The sequence below is a fragment of the Streptomyces nymphaeiformis genome, assembly GCF_014203895.1.
GTDB classification, from domain to species: Bacteria; Actinomycetota; Actinomycetes; order Streptomycetales; family Streptomycetaceae; genus Streptomyces; species Streptomyces nymphaeiformis.
Window position 1 is genome coordinate 49,026 of the sequence record NZ_JACHJY010000017.1, and the last position, 16,895, is coordinate 65,920.

Below are 16,895 nucleotides of genomic sequence, written 5' to 3' on the forward strand. Positions count from 1 at the left end.
GCTCACTGCCGCGAGGAGCCGCGCAACCTGTGCCAGATCGGGAACCCCAGCCAGGTCAACCGCCCGAGGTGGCGGTCCCCCTGTTCAGCGACCTCAGTCGCCGTCCAGCAGGGACCTCAGCCCCCGGGCAAGCCGCTCGTACTCCGCGGGGCGGTTGTAGATCTGGCCGCAGACACGGATCCCGCCGCCTCCGGGCCACGGCCAGACCAGGACCCGGCAGCCGACCCTGACCATGATCTCTTCACGCAGAGCCTCCGCCTCCGGTCTGGTCCGGGCGAACCGCGACGGCAGCCGCAGGGCACGCAGGGCGAGCCGGTCGTCAGCCGGCAGCGGGGTCACCCCCGGCAACTTGGCCAGCAGCCCGGCGCCGTGGGCCGCGAGGGCGCTGTTGTGGGCCCGTACCCGCTCCGCGCCGAGTGCGGCGAGCAGGTCCAGGCCGTCGGCCGCGGCGAGCAGGCCCGTGTAGTCCGCGGTGCCCCGGTACTCCACGGCGCGCGGGAAGCCCCGGTGGTCCTCCCAGGACGGAACGGGCGCGGGCACCCGATCCCGCAGGGCGGGCGCGACCGCGAGGACGGCGGAGCCCGGGGGCGCGTACGCCCACTTGTGCAGGTTGCCGAACCATACGTCCGGCCGGCCGGCCAGCGGGGCGGCGAGCATGCCGGGCGCGTGGGCGCCGTCCACGACGGTGGTCACCCCGCGATCGGCGAGGTCGGCGAGAAGCCGTGGCCCGGCGACGATCCGGGCCGTGGGTGAGGTGATCTGATCGAGTACCGCCACCCGGGTACGGGGAGTGACCGCGGCGAGCACCGCCTCGCGCACCGCGTCCTCGTCCGGCAACAGCGGGTCGAGCGGGACGGTGACGAGCCGGGCCCGGCGCGCGGCGGCCTCGACCACGGTGCCGTAGCCGTGGTCGGTGACCAGGACCTCGTCATCGGGACCGAGTCCGAGCGCGTCCAGGGCCAGGTGCGCGGCCTCGGTCGCGTTCGTCACCAGCGCCACGCCCTCCGGGTCGGTGCCGAAGTGCGCGGCGATCCGGGCCCGCGCGGCGGCGAGCCGGTCCGGGACGCCGAGGAAGAAGGCGTCGGGGTCGGCGGCTGCCTCGTCCGCGATGCGGCGGTGTTCTCGCGCGACCGGGAGCGGGACGGCGCCGAAGGAGCCGTGGTTGAGGTGGGCCACCCGCGCGTCGAGCCGGAAGAGCTCGGCACCGCCGGGGAAGACCCCGGCGGGCGCGGGCCCGTCGGTACCGGCAGGCACCGGGCCGTCGGTACGGAGGGGTGCCGGACCGCTCGCACCGCCGGGCGCGGCGTCGACCGTCCGGCACGGCGCGGCGTCGACCGTACCGCCGGGCGCGGCGTCGCTCGTACCGGCCGGCGTGCTCATCGGGCCTCGGCCGTGGCCGTGTGGCCGGGGGCCACCCTGACGCGGACGGTCGTGTAGACGGCGCCGTCGATCATCCTGGTCTCGGCCGGGCGGGCGACGCCGTCGACGGTGACGGTGTCGTGGTGGCCGGCGAAGCGTGCCTCCCAGGTGTACGGGGCGGAGCCCGAGGTGTGGGTGAGCGTGGAGCGGTGGGCGCCCTCGTGCTTGAGCGCGAAGGCCGAGTCACCGATCCGCAGGTCCTCCGCGGTGAGCCATGCCATGCCGGAGGGCAGGCGGGACTGGGTGGTGAGCAGACGCGCGGGGGCGTTCGGCGTGACGCCCATGAGGCCCTGGACGGTCTGGGCGATCAGGGTGAAGGACACCTCGGGGTAGTCGCCGTTGGTGCCCTGGCGGGTGTTGACGTGCTGGACGTCCTTCTGGGCGTAGACGCGCCGCATCCACTTCCAGGCAGTGTCCGGACGGTTGTTGGTGAAGAAGGTGTCGGGGAGGTAGGTGAGGGCCTCGATGTTCTCGGGGCGGCCCTCGCCCTCGGCCTGGGCGTCGACGTAGTCGAGGTAGGCCTCGCGCCGGGCGCCGGGCTCGATGATCTGCTTCATCGGCATGAACCAGCTGTTCTCCTTGCCCCAGCCGGTCAGCGGCCGCCCGTCGATGGTGTAGCCACGGACCATGTCGGCGCCCGAACCGTCACCGCTCCAGGTCGTGTTGAAGTACGTGCGGAGCTCGCGGGCCCGGCGCGCGAAGTCGGCGGCCGTGCGGGCGTCGCCCTTGGCGCGGGCCAGCGCGGCCACCGCCCGGTACGCCTGGTACTGGGAGCCGATGGCGTCGCCGGACTCGGCGAGCGGCTCGTCGCTCTGCTCGTTGTAACTGGCCACGCCCTGGAAGATGCCTCTCCCGGTTCCCTCGGCGACCTTCACCCGGTCGCCGTTGTCCTTCCGGCCGTCGTGGAGGGTGACGAACTCCTCGGTGGCGTGCCGGTAGAAGTCCCACAGCACCGGATCGTCGAGGTAGCTCCGGTCGCCGGTCCAGCGGTACGCCTCCTCGGCCTTCTGCACGAGCTCGAAGACGGCGGGGACCTCACGGACGAAGAGGTCGGGGCGGCGGTAGTCGATGGACAGGTAGGTGCGGTTGTCGAAGTTGAGCGCCCAGACGGGGTAGTAGGCGTGCTCGGCGGTGGCGGACGCGGCGAAGGCGCGCAGCATCGCCTTGTTCTCGGCGTGCAGTCCGAGCACCCCGGCGCCGGCGAGCTGGTGGGCCATGTCGCGGGAGTAGTAGCCGCTGCGGTTGGCGTAGCCGGCCCAGTAGGAGGGGGCGTAGACGCCGGTGCCGGTGCCGCCGGTCTGGCGCTCGTCCGCGTTCAGCGGCCCCGGTGTGCCCGGGAGCTGGACCCAGCTGCCGGCCTTGTGGGTGGCCCAGGCGAACATCTCGGCGGCCTCGGGGTCGCTGGAGGTGATCCGGGGAGTGGCGGGGGTGGCCGGGGAGACCATGACGTCGTCGGCGTTGACCCAGCCCTGGCCGGACTCGAAGGCGATCTCCAGGCGGTCGCCGGGGGCGAGGGTGACCGGGCCGAGGGTGTGGCGGCGGTACTGGGCGGTGGCGGGCAGGTCGAGGGAGGCGGCGGGAGAGCCGTTGACCCGCAGGACGTACCGACCGCCCGGGCCGCCGGTGGCGATCCAGGCGGAGATCGTGTACGCGCCGTGGCCGGTGGCGGACACCGTCTGGGAGACCTTCATGCCGCTGCCCGCGTCGAGGTACGCGAGCCGGGCACCGGCGTGCGGGTAGTTGACGGCGGTCCCCGTGCCCGGGGTGAACTCCCAGCCGCTGCCCCCTGCTTCGAAGCCGGGGTCGCTCACGGTGAGGAGCGCCGGGGCAGTGGGCGCGGCCTCGGTCTCGGCAGCGGGGGCCGCCGGGGCGACCACGAGTGGGGCCAGCGCGGCGAGCAGGGCGGTCGCGGATCTGAGAGCCAGGCGGGAACGCGTCATGGGGATCTCCCGGAGCGTGGGTGGACTCGGCGCGCGGCACGCTAGCAATCCCCACGACGGCTTGCAATGGTTCTCGCAGTTATTGAACGACGGTACAACCGAAAGTTTTCATCGTTCCATTGCAAGTACAGAGAGGCGCTTGTACTGTCCCGGCTCATGACGAACAGCGGCCGCAACGAAGCGGACAGATCGATCGGACGCAGAGGCGTCCTGCGCATGGGCGGCACCCTCGCCGCCACCGGCCTCGGGGGCCTCGCCCTCTCCGCCTGCACCGGCACCGGGACCGGTGGGGGCACGGGCCGGGCCGGCGACCCGAAGAAGGGCGAGGTCACCGTCTGGTCCTGGCAGGGTCCCGCCGCCGAACTCAAGGCCCTCCTGCCGGACTTCAACCGGGCCTACCCGGACATCAGGGTCACGGTCCAGGACATCGGGAACCCGGCCATCTGGGACAAGATCACCACCGGTCTGGCCGCGGGCGGCCAGGGGCTCGCCGACGTCCTCCACATAGGCGTCGACTACCTTCCCGGCTACGTCGAGCGATTCCCCGGCGGTCTCGCCGACCTCGGCCCGCTCGGCGCCACCCGGCACAAGGACGCCTTCGCCGCCGGCCTCTGGCAGACCGTCTGCCCCGACGGCAAGCGGGTCAACGCCCTGCCCTGGGAGGCCAATTCGGCCGGCTTCTACTACCGCGCCGACCTCTTCGAGAAGGCGGGCGTCGACGCCGAGGCCCTGCAGACCTGGGACGAGACGATCGAGGCCGGCAAGCGCCTCAAGGCCAAGACCGGCGTCCACCTCCTCGGCATCGACAAGCCGGCCTCCCAGCCCGATGCCGCCAACTTCTTCCAGATGCTGCTCCAGCTCCAGGGCGCCTTCTACTTCGACCTCGAAGGCCGGGTCACCCTCGACTCGCCCGAGGCCGTGCGGGCCATGACGCTGATCAAGACCATGAACGACGCCGGTCTCGTCAGCGACCTCGCCGGCGGCTGGAACGCCCTCATGAGCTCGCTCAAGCAGGGGACCAACGCCGTCGCGCCCTGGCCCACGTGGTTCGGGGGCATCGTCGAGGAGCAGGTTCCCGCCGAGGCCGGCAAGTGGAAGGTGCGGCTCCCGCCCGCCGTGCGCCGCGGCGGCCCCACCGCCGCCACCGTGAACTCCACCCACCTCGCCGTCGCCGGCAGCAGCAGGCACCAGGCGGCCGCCTGGTCCTTCGTCGAGTTCGCCCTCACCCGCCCCGCCTCCCAGGTGCGGATCTACCGGGGCAAGGGCATCGCCCCCGCGCTCATGAAGGCCTACGACGACGCCGTGTTCCACGAGCCCTCGGCCTTCTTCAGCGGCCAGAAGAAGGGAGAGGTCTTCCTCGCCGCCCTCAAGGCACCCTCCCCGGCCGTGAACTACACCTCCGACTACGCCCGCGCTCTCAAGCTGGTCACCGACGCCCAGTCCAGGGTCCTCCTCAAGGGCGCCGACCCGGCGACCGTGCTCCGCGAGGCAGCCGCCGAACTCGTCCGCCAGACCGGCCGGAAGGCCGCCCGATGAGCCTGGCCGAACCGCTCCCGGCCGTCGCCCGCCCCCGGCGGCGCGGCCGGGCGGCCCCGTACCTCTTCGTACTGCCGGCCCTGCTGCTCTTCTCCGTCTTCAAGCTCTACCCGATCGGCTGGTCCTTCGTGATCAGCCTGCACCGCACCGTCGCGGGCACGGAGACCTTCGTCGGCCTCGACAACTACCGGCGGCTGCTCGACGACCCGTTGCTGTGGACCGCGCTCCGCAACACGGCGATCGTCCTCGCCGTACAGGTCCCACTGATGCTGGCCCTCGCCACGGCTCTCGCCGTCGCCCTGAACTCCACACTCCTGCGCGGCCGCCCGGTCTTCCGGCTGGGCTTCTTCCTTCCGATGGTCACCGGCCTCGTCGCGTACGGCATCGTCTTCTCCGTCCTCCTCAACAAGGACTACGGCCTCGTCAACTGGCTGCTCGGCCTCGTCGGCGTCGACCCCGTGCCCTGGCTCACCGACGGCCTGTGGGCCCGGATCTCCCTGGGCCTCGCCCTCACCTGGCACTACACCGGCTACAACGCCGTCATCCTGCTCGCCCGCCTCCAGACCGTGCCCGCCGAGCTGTACGACGCCGCCGCCGTCGACGGGGCCGGCGCCCTCGCCGCGTTCCGTCACGTCACCCTGCCCGGGCTGCGCCCCGCGCTGCTGCTCACCTCCGTCCTGTCGACCATCGGCACGCTGCAGCTCTTCGACGAGCCGACGGTCCTCACCGGCGGCGGCCCCGACAACGCCACCCTCACCATCGGCGTGTACCTCTACCGCAACGCCTTCACCTACGCGGACTTCGGCTACGCCTCCGCCCTCGCCTACGCCCTCACCCTGCTCATCGGCCTCCTCGGCCTGGTCCAGTTCCGCCTCCTGGGAGACAAGTCGTGAGACACGCCATGACGAACCGGGCCCCGGGCCGGCGGGCCGGCCGCTCGCTCCTGCTCACCTCCGGCCTCGCCATCGCCCTCGCCGCCGTCGCCGTGCCCTTCTACTGGCTCGTCGTCGGCGCCACCCACAGCTCGCGCGAACTCTTCACGAGCCCGCCACCGCTGCTCCCCGGCGGCCACCTCGCCGAGAACCTCGCCACCCTCCAGGACACCGCCCACTTCGGCCGGGTCGTCCTCAACTCCCTCGGCATCGCCGGTGTCTACACGCTGCTCGCGGGCACGGTCTGCACCCTCGCCGGATACGGCTTCGCCACCTACCGCTTCCGCGGCCGCGAGACGCTCTTCGGGCTGCTCATGCTGGGCCTCGTCGTGCCCACCCAGATCACCCTCGTCCCGCTCTTCCGCATGATGGCCGAGCTCCAGTGGCTCGGCACCTACCAGGCCGTCATCACCCCCAACCTCGCCCTGCCCTTCGGCATCTTCCTCATGCGGCAGTCCATGGCGGCGCTCCCGAAGGAGCTGCTCGACTCCGGCCGCATGGACGGCTGCGGTGAGCTGCGGCTCTTCCTGAGGGTCGCGCTGCCGCCGATGCGGCCCGCCCTCGCGGCCCTCGCGATCTTCCTCTTCCTCTACCAGTGGAACGACTTCGTGTGGCCGCTGATCGTGCTGCGCGACGAGCTCACCTTCACCATCCCCGTCGCCCTCGCCTCCCTCCAGGGGCTCGACGAGACCGACTACGGCGCGATCCTCGCCGGCACGTCGGTCGCCGCCGTCCCCATGGCGGTCGTCTTCCTGCTCCTCCAGCGCCACTTCGTCTCCGGCCTCCTCGCGGGCGCCGTCAAGGAATGACCATGACTCTCCAGGCCCGGGCCGACGAGCCCGTGACCACCGCGCACGAGACCCCGGTGCCCGCCGAACCCCTTCACGACGGGGTCTCGATCGCCCTCCTCTCCCCCGGCACCACCCCCTCCTGGACCCTGACCCCCCTGCCGGACGGACTGCGCGCCCTCGACGTCCACGCCCCCGGCGTCCCCGTCGAGATCCGCCTCTCGGTCCCCCTCGGCGACGCAGCCGGCTACTGGCATCCGCAGGGCGGCTGGCGCCGCACCCTCGTCCCCGACTGGGCCGGGCGGGCCGCCACCTGCCTCGTCGACGGCCCCGCCGCCGGCTCCCTGTACGAGCACTCCGGCGCCACCCTCCTCACCTGGGCCGCCGCCGACCCCGTCACCGAGGCCACGATCCGCTTCGGCGTCTCCGAGGAGAACGACACCCACGTCGTCCACCTCCGGCTGCCCGCCGCCGACCGCCCCCACCGCCTGCTGCTCGCACCCCGCTCGGCCTCCGTCGCCGCCGCCCTGCGCCCCATCCGCGCCCACCTCGCCGCCGCCCACCCTCCGATGCACGTCCCGGACACGGCCCGCGTCCCCGTCTACTCCACCTGGTACGCCTTCAACCAGAACGTCACCGCTACCGCCGTCGAGACCCAGGCCGCCCTCGCAGCCGAGCTCGGCTGCGGGGCGCTGATCCTCGACGACGGGTGGCAGGCGTACGGCAACGGCCGCGGCTACGCGGGCGTCGGCGACTGGCGGCCCGATCCCGCCAAGTTCCCCGACCTCGCCGCGCACGTGGCCACCGTCCGCGCCCACGGCCTGCGCCACCTCCTCTGGGTGGCGCCCCTGCTCCTGGGCCCGGAGGCCGACTGCCACGACCGGTGGGCCGCCGCGGCCCCCCGCCCCGCCACCGTGCCCGGCGCCCACGTCCTCGATCCCCGCCGCCCCGAGGTGCGCCGGCACGTCGTCGACCTGTGCGTCTCCCTCGTCCGCGACTACGGACTCGACGGGCTGAAGCTCGACTTCCTCGACGAGGCCGCCGTCTACGCGGGCGACGGCGGCGGCGACGTCGGCCACGCCATGACCCTGCTCCTCGACGGGCTGCGGCAGGAGCTCGATGCCGTCCGGCCCGGGATCCTGCTGGAGCTGCGCCAGCCGTACACGGGACCCGGCATGGCCCCGTACGGGAACATGCTGCGTTCCTTCGACTGTCCGGCGGACGCCACCGCCAACCGGGTGAACACGCTCGACACCGCTCTCCTCGCGGTCGGCGGCGCCGTCCACTCCGACATGCTCATGTGGTCGCGCGGCGCCGGTACCGAGGCCGTGGCCAGGCAGTTGATCGGGGCCCTGCACTCCGTACCGCAGATCTCCGTACGCCTCGACGAGGTGCCCCGGGAGCACCGGGAGACCGTGCGGTTCTGGCTCGGGTGGTGGCGTCGGCATCGCGAGCTGATCCTCGACGGCGAGACCGAGCCGGGGCGGCCCGACGAGCTGTACCCGCTGGTGCACTCGGCCCGGGGCGAGGAGTGCCTGATCAGCGTGCACGGCGACCGGGTCGCGACCCTCGACACGGCCGCGTACCGCACCTTCCATCTGGTGAACGGTTCCTGCCGGGACCGGGTGATGGTCGAGGTCACCGGCGGCGGCGGACCGGTGAGGGCCCGGGTCCACGGCCCCGACGGCCGTATGATGAATGATCCGCTGACGCTCCTGCCCGACGGACCACGGCCCCTGGCCGTCCCGCGCGGCGGCCTGGTGTCGCTCACACTCACGGAAGGACCGCGATGAAGGTCGGCATCACCGACGTCGCAGCCCGCGCACAGGTCAGTGAGGCCACCGTCAGCCGGGTGATCAACCGGCGCCAGGGGGTGTCCCGCAAGACACGCGAGGCGGTCGAGCGGGCCATGGCCGAACTCGGTTACGAGCGCCCCACCCAGGGCCAGCTGGTGGCGGTCGTCACCGAATTCGTCTCGAACCCGTTCTTCGCCGACGTCGCCGAGCGGATCGAGTCCGCGCTCGCCCCCCACGGCCTCAAGACCGTCCTGTGCCCCGTCTTCCCCGGCGGCGTCCAGGAACTGGACTTCCTCACCGCGCTCATCGACAAGGGCGTGGCCGCCGTGGTCTTCCTCTCCGCCTCCAACACGGTCGAGGGCGCCGACACCGAGAGCTACGAGCTGCTGCGCCAGCGTCGCGTCCCCTATGTCGGCATCAACGGCGAGTTCGCCGACGGCGTGCCCGTTCCCGTCTACTCCACCGACGACGCCCTCGCCGCCGAGTTGGCCGTCGACCACCTCCACCGGCTCGGCCACCGCCGCATCGGCATGGCCTCCGGCCCCGCCGGGAACCGGCCCGCCGACCGACGGGTGCGCGGTTTCGTCGAGGCGATGGCCCGGCGTGGCGCCGAGGACGCCGAACGGTGGGTCGTCCGACAGTCCTACACCGTGGAAGGCGGGCAGGCCGCCGCCGCGGCCCTCGTGGCGCAGGGCGCCACCGCCATCGTCGCCGCCAGCGACTACATGGCCCTCGGCGCCATCCGGGGCATCCGGCGGCAGGGGCTCTCCGTGCCCGCGGACGTCTCGGTGGTCGGTTACGACGGCTCGACCGTCACCGAGTTCACCGACCCCGCGCTCACCACCGTCCGCCAGCCGGCCGACCGGCTCGCCCTGGAGGTGGGCCGCAGCGTCCTCGCCCTGGTCAGCAACCGCGAGGTGCCGACCGGCGAACTCCTCTTCGACCCGGAGCTGGTGATCCGAGCCTCCACGGGACCGGTGCCGGGCACCTAGCCGGGCGCTGGGGCCGCCACTCGCGTGCCTGACGAGGCGTGAGACGTGAGGAGTCCGCCGAGGACGCCTGACCGGGATCGCCCGCCCGGTGGCAGACCGAGTCCATTCGCCGCCGTACGCGCCGCCCTTTTCGCTGGTCGGCGTGGGTGCCGCTGCTGTACCGCCAGGAGACCAAGAACATCCTCCAGGGGTGCAGTCCCAAGAAGCTCGGCTTCTTCTGACCCTCTTCGCGGGGTGATGCCGGAGCCCTGGATCCACCGTCCGAGGTGCCGGAAGCCCCGAGCAGAACGCTGACGGTCACCGTCATGTCGGTGGGTCCGACGACCGGGCCCACCGACATGACGTGGAACGGCAGCAGGTACCAGCGGTCGGTCGCAGGCCTGCTCCGCTGTGCCCGTGCCACGCGCACGAGCATCGACCGGACCCGGGAGTTCCGGGCCGGGTCGACGCTCGCGCCGGTCATACGGTCACACGCGTCGTGGGTCAGCGGCGCAGCTTCAGGCGGTGTACCCCGCCGTCGACCGCGCCGACGTAGAGCGTGCGGCCGTCGGGGGCGGCGGCCAGCTTGGTGGTGTCGGTGTTCTGCAGACCGCTCGAGATGTTCTCCCAGGTGAGGCCGTTGTCGGTGCTGCGCAGTACGCCCCGGCCGCCCTGGACGAGTCCGGACGCGGTCGAGCGGGCGGTGGCCGCGTAAAGCGCTCCGTTCACCCGCAGCAGGTCCGAGACGTGGACCGCGAGCGGGCCGGTGTCGGCGGTGCGGAAAGTCCTGCCGTCATCGGTGCTGACCCGGACGGACGATCCGCCGACGACCAGGCGTCGGCCGTCCATCACGATCGCGGAGACGGGGCCCTCGGCGACCTTGGTCTTGGTGACGCCGCCGTCGTCCGAACGGTAGAGGCCCGAGGCGTTGCCGAGCCAGAGGCGCCGCGGGTCGCGCGGGTCACCCGCCATGGCGTCGAAGGACCTTTCGTGGAAGAGGTTCTTCCATGTCCTGCCTCCGTCGGAAGTCGAGAACAGCCCGTGGCCGAAGATGCTCCTGAAGCTGATCGCCACCCGCTCCGGGTCGGCCGGATGCACCAGGATCGAGGTCGGGATCTCCGACGACGTGCCCTTCACCTGCCAGGTCCGGCCGGCGTCACCACTGCGGGAGACCTCGAACAGGCCGGTCGCGGTGCGCCGAACCTGCCACACCACCTTGGTGTCCTTCGGCGAGACGGCGATGTGCGAGGTGAGACGACCGGTCATGCCCTCCGCTCCGCTCTGACCCCACTCGGGGCCGGAGACGGGGATCGTGGTGCGGTAGGTGCCGCTCACCGTTCCGGCGAGCAGCTGGTCGCCGCCGGCCGCGAGGGCGAAGGCGGTCAGGCCCTGAACGCCGATCCTCCGGTATCCGGTGCCGTCGGCCGAGCCGCGGTACAGGCCGTCCTGTTCGCTGGACACGGTCACCGAGCCGTCGGCCCAGCGGTCGTAGTCCATCGCGATGGCGGCCTTCGAGGGGGCGGGCACGGGCTTCCAGGTCTTGCCGTGGTCGTGGCTCACCTGTCCGGCACCGAAGAGCGCGCGCAGGTACAGGTCGCCGCCGGAGGCGGACAGTCCGTTGCCGCCCTCCGCCAGGGGCAGCAGGGTGGACCAGGTGCGGCCCTTGTCGTAGGAGCCGCGGACGCCCGTACCGGGGACGTAGGCCGCCACCACGGTGGAGTCGGCTGCCAGGCCGCGGACGGTGTTCACGGGCTCGTCGAGGACGAGGTGCGCCCTACCCGGGTCGCCCTTGCCGACGCCGTCGATCCGCCAGACGCTGTCGAAGGTCGCCAGGTACAGGGCGTCGCCGACGAGGGTCGCGTCGCGGACGTCGCCGGTCACGCCGGTGGGGTACGCCGCCCAGCTGTCGCCCGCGTCCGTGCTGACCAGCATCGTGCCGTCGATGATCGCGGCGAGGGTACGGGTCTGCTCGTCCGCGACGAACTCGTCGATGTGCGCGTCGGGCACGTCGAGCTTGCGCCAGGTGCGGCCGTTGTCGTCGGTACGCAGGATCGTGCCGCGGCGGGTGGGGTCGGCGGCCGTGTTCACGGCGTACCACCAGCGATCGGGGCGGCGGGCGTCGACCACGACCGCTCCGGTGCCGTTGCCGTCGGCGACCGGCAGCCTGCCCACCTGGCGCCAGTGGGCGCCGCCGTCGGTGGTCAGCCAGGGGGCGGCCTTCCGGAACTGGGTCACGACGGCCTGCCGGGGCCGGGCGGGCGAGAGCGCGACGTGACCGGCCTCGCTGTTCGGGCCGATGGGCTCCCAGCGATCGCCGCGGCCGGCGGCGGGGGTGACCTCGAAGGCGCCGGTTCCGGTGATCCGCCGGCCGTCGGTGGTCGTGGCCCGCGCGGCCAACCGGTAGGCGCCGGCCGCCTTCCCGGTCACGTCGGCCTGGTAGTAGCCGGCGCCGTTCATGGTGGTGGGCAGCGTGAAGGCCTTGCCGTGCGGCGGCGTGACCCTGATCTCCGGCGGCGCGTTCAGGGCGGCCGGGGCGGCGACGTGCACGGTGGAGCGGCCGTCGCTCGGGTCGGGGGACGCCTGGACGACCAGGTGCCGGACGACGAGCAGGTAGGGCACCCGGAGGGCCGGGCCTCGCGCGGGGGTGGCCGTGATCCGGCCGCTGATCTCCGTGTCGGTGGCCGGGCGGTCTGCGCGCAGGGTGACGTCTACGGTTGCCGACCCCCCGGCGGGGACGGTCACCCGGGGCGGGGACACGGTGGTGGGCCCGGTACTGCTGAGGGTGACGGTCAGCGGCTTTCCGCCGGGGTTGGACAGGCGCACCTTCGCGGTGCCGCCGACGGTCCGGTCCGCCAGGTCGGCGAGGCCGAACGACACGCTCGTCGGAAGGGCGGTGAGGGTGGCCGACGCCGCGGCGGCCACGTCGAGCCGTCCGTTGCCCTGCACGGTGGGGCCGGCGCCGGCGAGCTCCTTCGCGGTGCCGACCAGCGCGGACCTGATCCCGTCGGGGTCCTGGTCGGGACGGAGTTGGCGCAGCAGGGCGGCGGCTCCGGCGACGTGCGGGCTCGCCATCGAGGTGCCCGACATGCGGTAGACACCGGGTTCGTACATCGAGGTGGGAACCGCGGAGCGGATCTCCACGCCGGGTGCGACCAGGTCGGGTTTGAGTCCGAAGCCGGTGCCGGGTCCGCGCGACGAGAAGGAGGCGATCTCGTCGGTGGAGTCGGTGCCGCGCAGGGTGACGGACACCTTTCCGGCGGCCAGTTCACGGCTCAGCTGGGCGTACTGGGTCGTGTCGATGCCCATGACGACCAGGCGGTCCATGCGCAACGAGTCGCCGGAGGCGGCGGTGCGGGTGAGGTCGGGGCGGGCGGGGGTCTCCCGGGCCCCGACGGTTCCCCGGGTGGCGGTGAGCACGGGTCCGTCCTGGACCGCGAGGCCGCCGAGCACGGCGAGCGCGCCGCGTTCCTCGGCTTCGCGTGCCCAGTCGATGTCGCTCTGGCTCAGGACGTCCGTACTGGGGGCGACGAGCATGTCGGCCCGCAGGATCTTGCCCCGTACGTCACCGACCCGCTTCCAGTCCTCGGCGGTGCCCGCGCCGACGTCCACGAGCGGCGCGGTGACCGGCTTCGGGGGCGGATTCGCGGACAGGACGCCTCGGTACGTCTGGATCAGTTCGGGCTCCTTGCCCGCCAGGTACGCGCTGGGGACCCGCAGCCCGCTGGTGGAGGCGCCGACCGCGATGACGCCGTCGGCCGCAGCCGGTGTGCTGACGGTGCCGCTGCCGGGTCCTTCGTTGCCCGCCGCCGCGACGACGACCACTCCGGCCCGCACGGCGGCGGTCGCCGCGCGGCCCAGCGGGTCGGTGCCGTCACCGGGGCCGCCGAGGCTCATGTTGATGACGTCGGCCGGGTGGGGGTTGCTCGGATCGGCCGCGGCCTCGATGCCGGCGATGATGTCGGAGGTGTAGCCGCTGCCGTCGGCACCGGTGACCTTGTAGGCGAGCAGGCGGGCGTCGGGCGCCATGCCGGTGACGCCTCCTTCCTTGGCCGCCCTGCCCGCGATGATGCCCGCGACGTGGGTGCCATGGCCGTTGTCGTCCATCGGATCGTCGTCGCCATTGGCGAAGTCGAAGCCGCCGACGACCTTGTGCCCCTCGCCGAAGCCGCCGCCCAGGTCGGGGTGGCCGTAGTCCACGCCGCTGTCCAGGACCGCCACGACGGTGCCCTTGCCGGTGGCCTTCACCCCGGCCGGGTCCTCGCGCTTCCAGACCTCGGGCGCGCCGGTCAGCGGGACGCTGACGTCCGTGCGCACCTGTATCCGGGTGTCGGGACGGACGGCGACGACGCCCGGCAGCGCGGCCAGCCGCGCCCTCTCGGAGGCGGGAACCGTCATCGCCACGGCGTTGACGAGCAGACCGAGTCGGCGGGGTGCGGCCGGGTGCAGCCCGGCTTGCCGTACCGTCCCGACGAAGGCGTCCTGCCGTGCCGCCAGGGCCCGTCGGGCGTCACCGACGGCGGAGGTGGTGCCGGCGGTCAGAGAGGTGAGCGAGCCGCCGGGGGCGGCAGCCACGGCGGCGTCTCCGGACAGCTCGACGATGACCCGCTGGGTCGGGTCGGGTGGCGTCGCGGTCGCGGTGCCGGGTGTCGCGGTGAGCGTCCCGGCCAGCGCGACGGTGGTGACCGTCGCGGCCACCAGACGTCGGCTTCTACGTGGGTTCTTGGCCATGGGGAGAAGTCCTAGCGCCGAAGTCACGCTCCGTACAACGGATCTTGATGGCCCATTGCTGCACCTGGCACAGGTGGGCCAGGATCCGCACATGACGAACGAGCTCACCGCGGCAGGCATCGATCCGTTCGACGAGAGCGTCTACCGAGCCGTGTTGACCCGGCGTACGGCGGCCCCGGCCGAGCTCGCCGCCGACCTCGGCTGTTCCCCCCTCCGCGCCGCCAGGGCCCTGGACCGGCTGCACGACCACGGCCTGGTCGGGCGGCTCGCCGGGGCCCGCCGCCGGTACGCGGCGATCGAGCCAGGAGCCGCGGTCGAGTCCCTGATACGAAACAGGACAGCGGAGTTGGACCGGGTCCGTTCGGCGGCGGACGAGCTGTCCCGCCTCTTCGCGGCGGCCCAGGCCGGCACCGCAGGAGAGGAGGAAGTAGAGATCACCACCGGTCGCGAGGCGCTCGGCCGCTGGTTCGTCCGCCTCCAGCAGGAGGCGCGCGAGGACGTCATGACACTGGACCGGCCACCGTACGCGCTGACCACCTCCAACCCGGTGGAGAGCACGGCGTTGGGGCGCGGCGTGCGCTACCGCGCGGTCTACGCCCCCGAGGCGCTGGAGTGGCCGGGGGTGCTCGAGGACATCCGGGGACTCGTACGCCGCGGCGAGCAGGCCCGGGTGATGCCGGGGCTGCGGATCAAACTGGCCATCGCGGACCGCCGGTTGGCGCTGATGCCGCTCTCCCTGGACCTCGACGGCGTGCGCGCGGCGGTCATCCGGCCGTCCACCCTGCTGGACGCCCTCACCGACTACTGGGAACTGTGCTGGAAACAGGCGCTGCCGCTCGACGCCCCCGCCGAGGACCCGCTCGACGAGGAGGATCGCCTGGTACTCACCCTGCTGGTCAGCGGTCTCAAGGACGAGGCCATAGCCCGCCAGCTCGGCTGGTCGGTCCGCACCATGCGTCGGCGCATGAGTCGCCTCCACGAACTTCTGGGCGCGGTGAACCGCTTCCAGGCCGGTGTCGTCGCGGCCCGCCGCGGCTGGATCTGACCTGCCGCCGGGCCAGGGCCTCCTGGCGGTGGCCCCGCCCACGGCCAGGAGCGCTTGGGAGGCACCCGGACCGTCCCCGGACCACCTGGTTCCGAAACAGCCGGCCGTCCGGTACCACGCCGAAGCGGTCGATGTACGCACGGAGGACACGCACGAACTGCGGCGGGACGGGTACGGTCCGGGTAGCGGTAGCCGCGCGGCACTTGAGCGAGTGCACCTCTTGCACGGCGCCGTCATCCGTCCAGTCCTTGCCGGCGGTGACCACGCCACCGGACAGGTTGAGCATGCCCCAACCGGTCTCGGGTGGACGGCACTGCTCGAGCCGGAGGCGAACGACCTCTGCCGGCCGGGCAGCCACGCTTGCGTCGTGCCGTCTCGGCCGCGGCCTTCTTGCCGTCCAGCTTGCGGCACAGGGCGTCCAGCGCCCGTCGCAGCACGTCCGCTTCCGCGAGGGCGCTGACAGGCGGGGAGTTCCGCTTCATCCGTTCCAGGGCCTTCCGCCACTCCTCCTTCGGCTCCTCAGGCCCTGCGTTCTTGTTGAACGCCCACGAGTACAAGGCGCGCCGTAGCGCTCGTGGCTCCGAGTAGGTGGTACCCGGCAGTACGAGGGCAGGCGTGATGATGGCGAATGCACCGGCCAGGGTGCGGCGGGTGCCGCCCGGTGTGCGGTCCCATCGCTGATCGAGGTGTTCGTGGACCAGCCGTTGTGGGTCGCGTGCATGCGGAGGGCCATGGGCACTTCCGGCGTTCGTGGTGGTGGTCTCGGATGAAGAGGGGGAGGAACGGTGTCGGGATTCGGCGCCGCCGACCACGAGGTCGCGCGCCATGCTGCAAGGCATCGCATTGCCCGCCATCCGCACCCGGCCCCGCTTCGACCCGCGCCACCGGAAGGTGTCCGGGAACGCCATCGCGGCGGCGTACTCCTTGGCCTGGAGCATACGGAAGCCACAGTCCTCGACGCGCAGGGCGGGCTGGACCAGGCCGTGTGGTTCCCGGAGGCGCACACCGGGCGGGGGGTTCGGCGACGGGACGGTGCTTGCTGCCGCAGCCGCGCAGCTCGGCGATGAACGGCGGCGGCACGACGACACCGGTGGTCTCCCGGGTCGTCACGGTCCGGGCCGGCTGATCGGTCAGGCAGGCGTCGTCGTTCCAGGTGCCTCCGGCGGGGACGAGGAGACCGGTCTCGTTCCTGCCGGTACAGGTACGCATCGGCCGGTCCGCGCCGAACGGCTGCTTCCCTGTCCCCTCCTTCGACCGGCACCAGGGCGGTGCCGTACTTCTCCAGGCCGGACCGTGTGCGCGCCATCGTCTTCTCCGCAAGCGACCGGGCGCGGTCGCCGATCCGGGAGGCCTCGATCGACGAGTCGACGATGTCGGCGGCGGCACCGGTCGGGGGCTTCGCCTCGACGCCGCGGCGCGGGCAGCAGTACACGTACTGCGGTCGTACTTCCCGGCGGTGTTGCCGTTCTTCCACGTCTGCCGGACGTCGACCGGCCCGCAGCCCGCGGTGACGTCCACCGCTCCATGTCGGGGCAGCGGGTGCCCTTCTGGTGGAACAGGCAGAACCAGCGGTCGCTCCACTGGTCGGTCGCCGGTCCGGGGTGCCCGGCGAACGCGGCGTTCAGGAACACCTCGTAGGCAACGACCTGGCGGCCGACGGCCCCGGAGGCGCCGGTGACCAGGATCGTCTGCACGTCGATACGTCTGTCCGTCTGTGTCTGCGGCATGCTCCGAGCGTTG

General features: G+C 72.8%; 10 protein-coding genes. 6 read left to right on the top strand and 4 right to left on the bottom strand.

Features of this window, described 5'->3' with window-relative positions; translation table 11 throughout:
• Nucleotides 1-93: 93 nt before the first annotated feature.
• Entirely contained in the window at nt 94-1,380 is a 1,287-nt protein-coding gene (locus tag GGE06_RS39745) for an aminotransferase class V-fold PLP-dependent enzyme (protein WP_184933100.1), read from the bottom strand.
• Entirely contained in the window at nt 1,377-3,359 is a 1,983-nt protein-coding gene (locus GGE06_RS39750) for a carbohydrate-binding protein (RefSeq protein ID WP_184933101.1), read from the bottom strand. Before GGE06_RS39750 ends, GGE06_RS39745 begins: the two co-directional genes overlap by 4 nt.
• 156 nt (nt 3,360-3,515) lie before the next feature.
• Between GGE06_RS39750 and GGE06_RS39755 the strand changes: the two genes are divergently transcribed.
• From GGE06_RS39755 to GGE06_RS39775, 5 genes are read left to right on the top strand one after another with little or no spacing between them, the layout of a single operon-like run.
• Nucleotides 3,516-4,895, top strand: a complete 1,380-nt coding sequence (locus tag GGE06_RS39755; RefSeq protein ID WP_184933102.1) for an ABC transporter substrate-binding protein — start codon at nt 3,516-3,518, stop codon at nt 4,893-4,895.
• Nucleotides 4,892-5,788 carry a carbohydrate ABC transporter permease gene (locus GGE06_RS39760; RefSeq protein ID WP_116163829.1) on the top strand — a complete coding sequence of 299 codons (897 nt, stop codon included), beginning with the start codon at nt 4,892-4,894 and terminating at the stop codon, nt 5,786-5,788. The genes GGE06_RS39755 and GGE06_RS39760 overlap by 4 nt, the downstream gene beginning before the upstream one ends.
• A complete protein-coding gene (locus GGE06_RS39765; protein ID WP_312883476.1) occupies nt 5,785-6,636 on the top strand; it encodes a carbohydrate ABC transporter permease in 852 nt (283 codons plus the stop codon). Before GGE06_RS39760 ends, GGE06_RS39765 begins: the two co-directional genes overlap by 4 nt.
• Before the next feature lie 2 nt (nt 6,637-6,638).
• Nucleotides 6,639-8,408 carry a glycoside hydrolase family 36 protein gene (locus GGE06_RS39770; RefSeq protein WP_184933103.1) on the top strand — a complete coding sequence of 590 codons (1,770 nt, stop codon included), beginning with the start codon at nt 6,639-6,641 and terminating at the stop codon, nt 8,406-8,408.
• Complete coding sequence (locus tag GGE06_RS39775) at nt 8,405-9,403, top strand: LacI family DNA-binding transcriptional regulator (RefSeq protein WP_116163823.1); 999 nt, start codon at nt 8,405-8,407, stop codon at nt 9,401-9,403. The genes GGE06_RS39770 and GGE06_RS39775 overlap by 4 nt, the downstream gene beginning before the upstream one ends.
• A 483-nt stretch (nt 9,404-9,886) precedes the next feature.
• On the opposite strand, the gene GGE06_RS39780 is transcribed toward GGE06_RS39775, so the two are convergent.
• The gene (locus GGE06_RS39780; protein WP_184933104.1) at nt 9,887-14,110 is read right to left on the bottom strand and encodes a S8 family serine peptidase; all 4,224 of its coding nucleotides are present in this window, start codon (nt 14,108-14,110) and stop codon (nt 9,887-9,889) included.
• 91 nt (nt 14,111-14,201) lie between these two features.
• On the opposite strand from GGE06_RS39780, the gene GGE06_RS39785 reads away from it, so the two are divergent.
• On the top strand, nt 14,202-15,155 hold the full coding sequence (locus tag GGE06_RS39785; protein WP_246533051.1) for a helix-turn-helix domain-containing protein: 954 nt from the start codon (nt 14,202-14,204) through the stop codon (nt 15,153-15,155).
• A gap of 233 nt (nt 15,156-15,388) precedes the next feature.
• Here GGE06_RS39785 and GGE06_RS39790 read toward each other — a convergent pair whose 3' ends face one another.
• Nucleotides 15,389-16,093, bottom strand: coding sequence for a hypothetical protein (locus GGE06_RS39790; RefSeq protein ID WP_184933105.1), 705 nt, complete (start codon nt 16,091-16,093; stop codon nt 15,389-15,391).
• Nucleotides 16,094-16,895: the final 802 nt, after the last annotated feature.

Coding starts and splice junctions, on each gene's coding strand:
- GGE06_RS39745 (WP_184933100.1), bottom strand. CDS start 1,380: ATGAGCACGCCGGCCGGTACGAGCGACGCCGCGCCCGGCGGTACGGTC.
- GGE06_RS39750 (WP_184933101.1), bottom strand. CDS start 3,359: ATGACGCGTTCCCGCCTGGCTCTCAGATCCGCGACCGCCCTGCTCGCC.
- GGE06_RS39755 (WP_184933102.1), top strand. CDS start 3,516: ATGACGAACAGCGGCCGCAACGAAGCGGACAGATCGATCGGACGCAGA.
- GGE06_RS39760 (WP_116163829.1), top strand. CDS start 4,892: ATGAGCCTGGCCGAACCGCTCCCGGCCGTCGCCCGCCCCCGGCGGCGC.
- GGE06_RS39770 (WP_184933103.1), top strand. CDS start 6,639: ATGACTCTCCAGGCCCGGGCCGACGAGCCCGTGACCACCGCGCACGAG.
- GGE06_RS39775 (WP_116163823.1), top strand. CDS start 8,405: ATGAAGGTCGGCATCACCGACGTCGCAGCCCGCGCACAGGTCAGTGAG.
- GGE06_RS39780 (WP_184933104.1), bottom strand. CDS start 14,110: ATGGCCAAGAACCCACGTAGAAGCCGACGTCTGGTGGCCGCGACGGTC.
- GGE06_RS39785 (WP_246533051.1), top strand. CDS start 14,202: ATGACGAACGAGCTCACCGCGGCAGGCATCGATCCGTTCGACGAGAGC.
- GGE06_RS39790 (WP_184933105.1), bottom strand. CDS start 16,093: ATGCTCCAGGCCAAGGAGTACGCCGCCGCGATGGCGTTCCCGGACACC.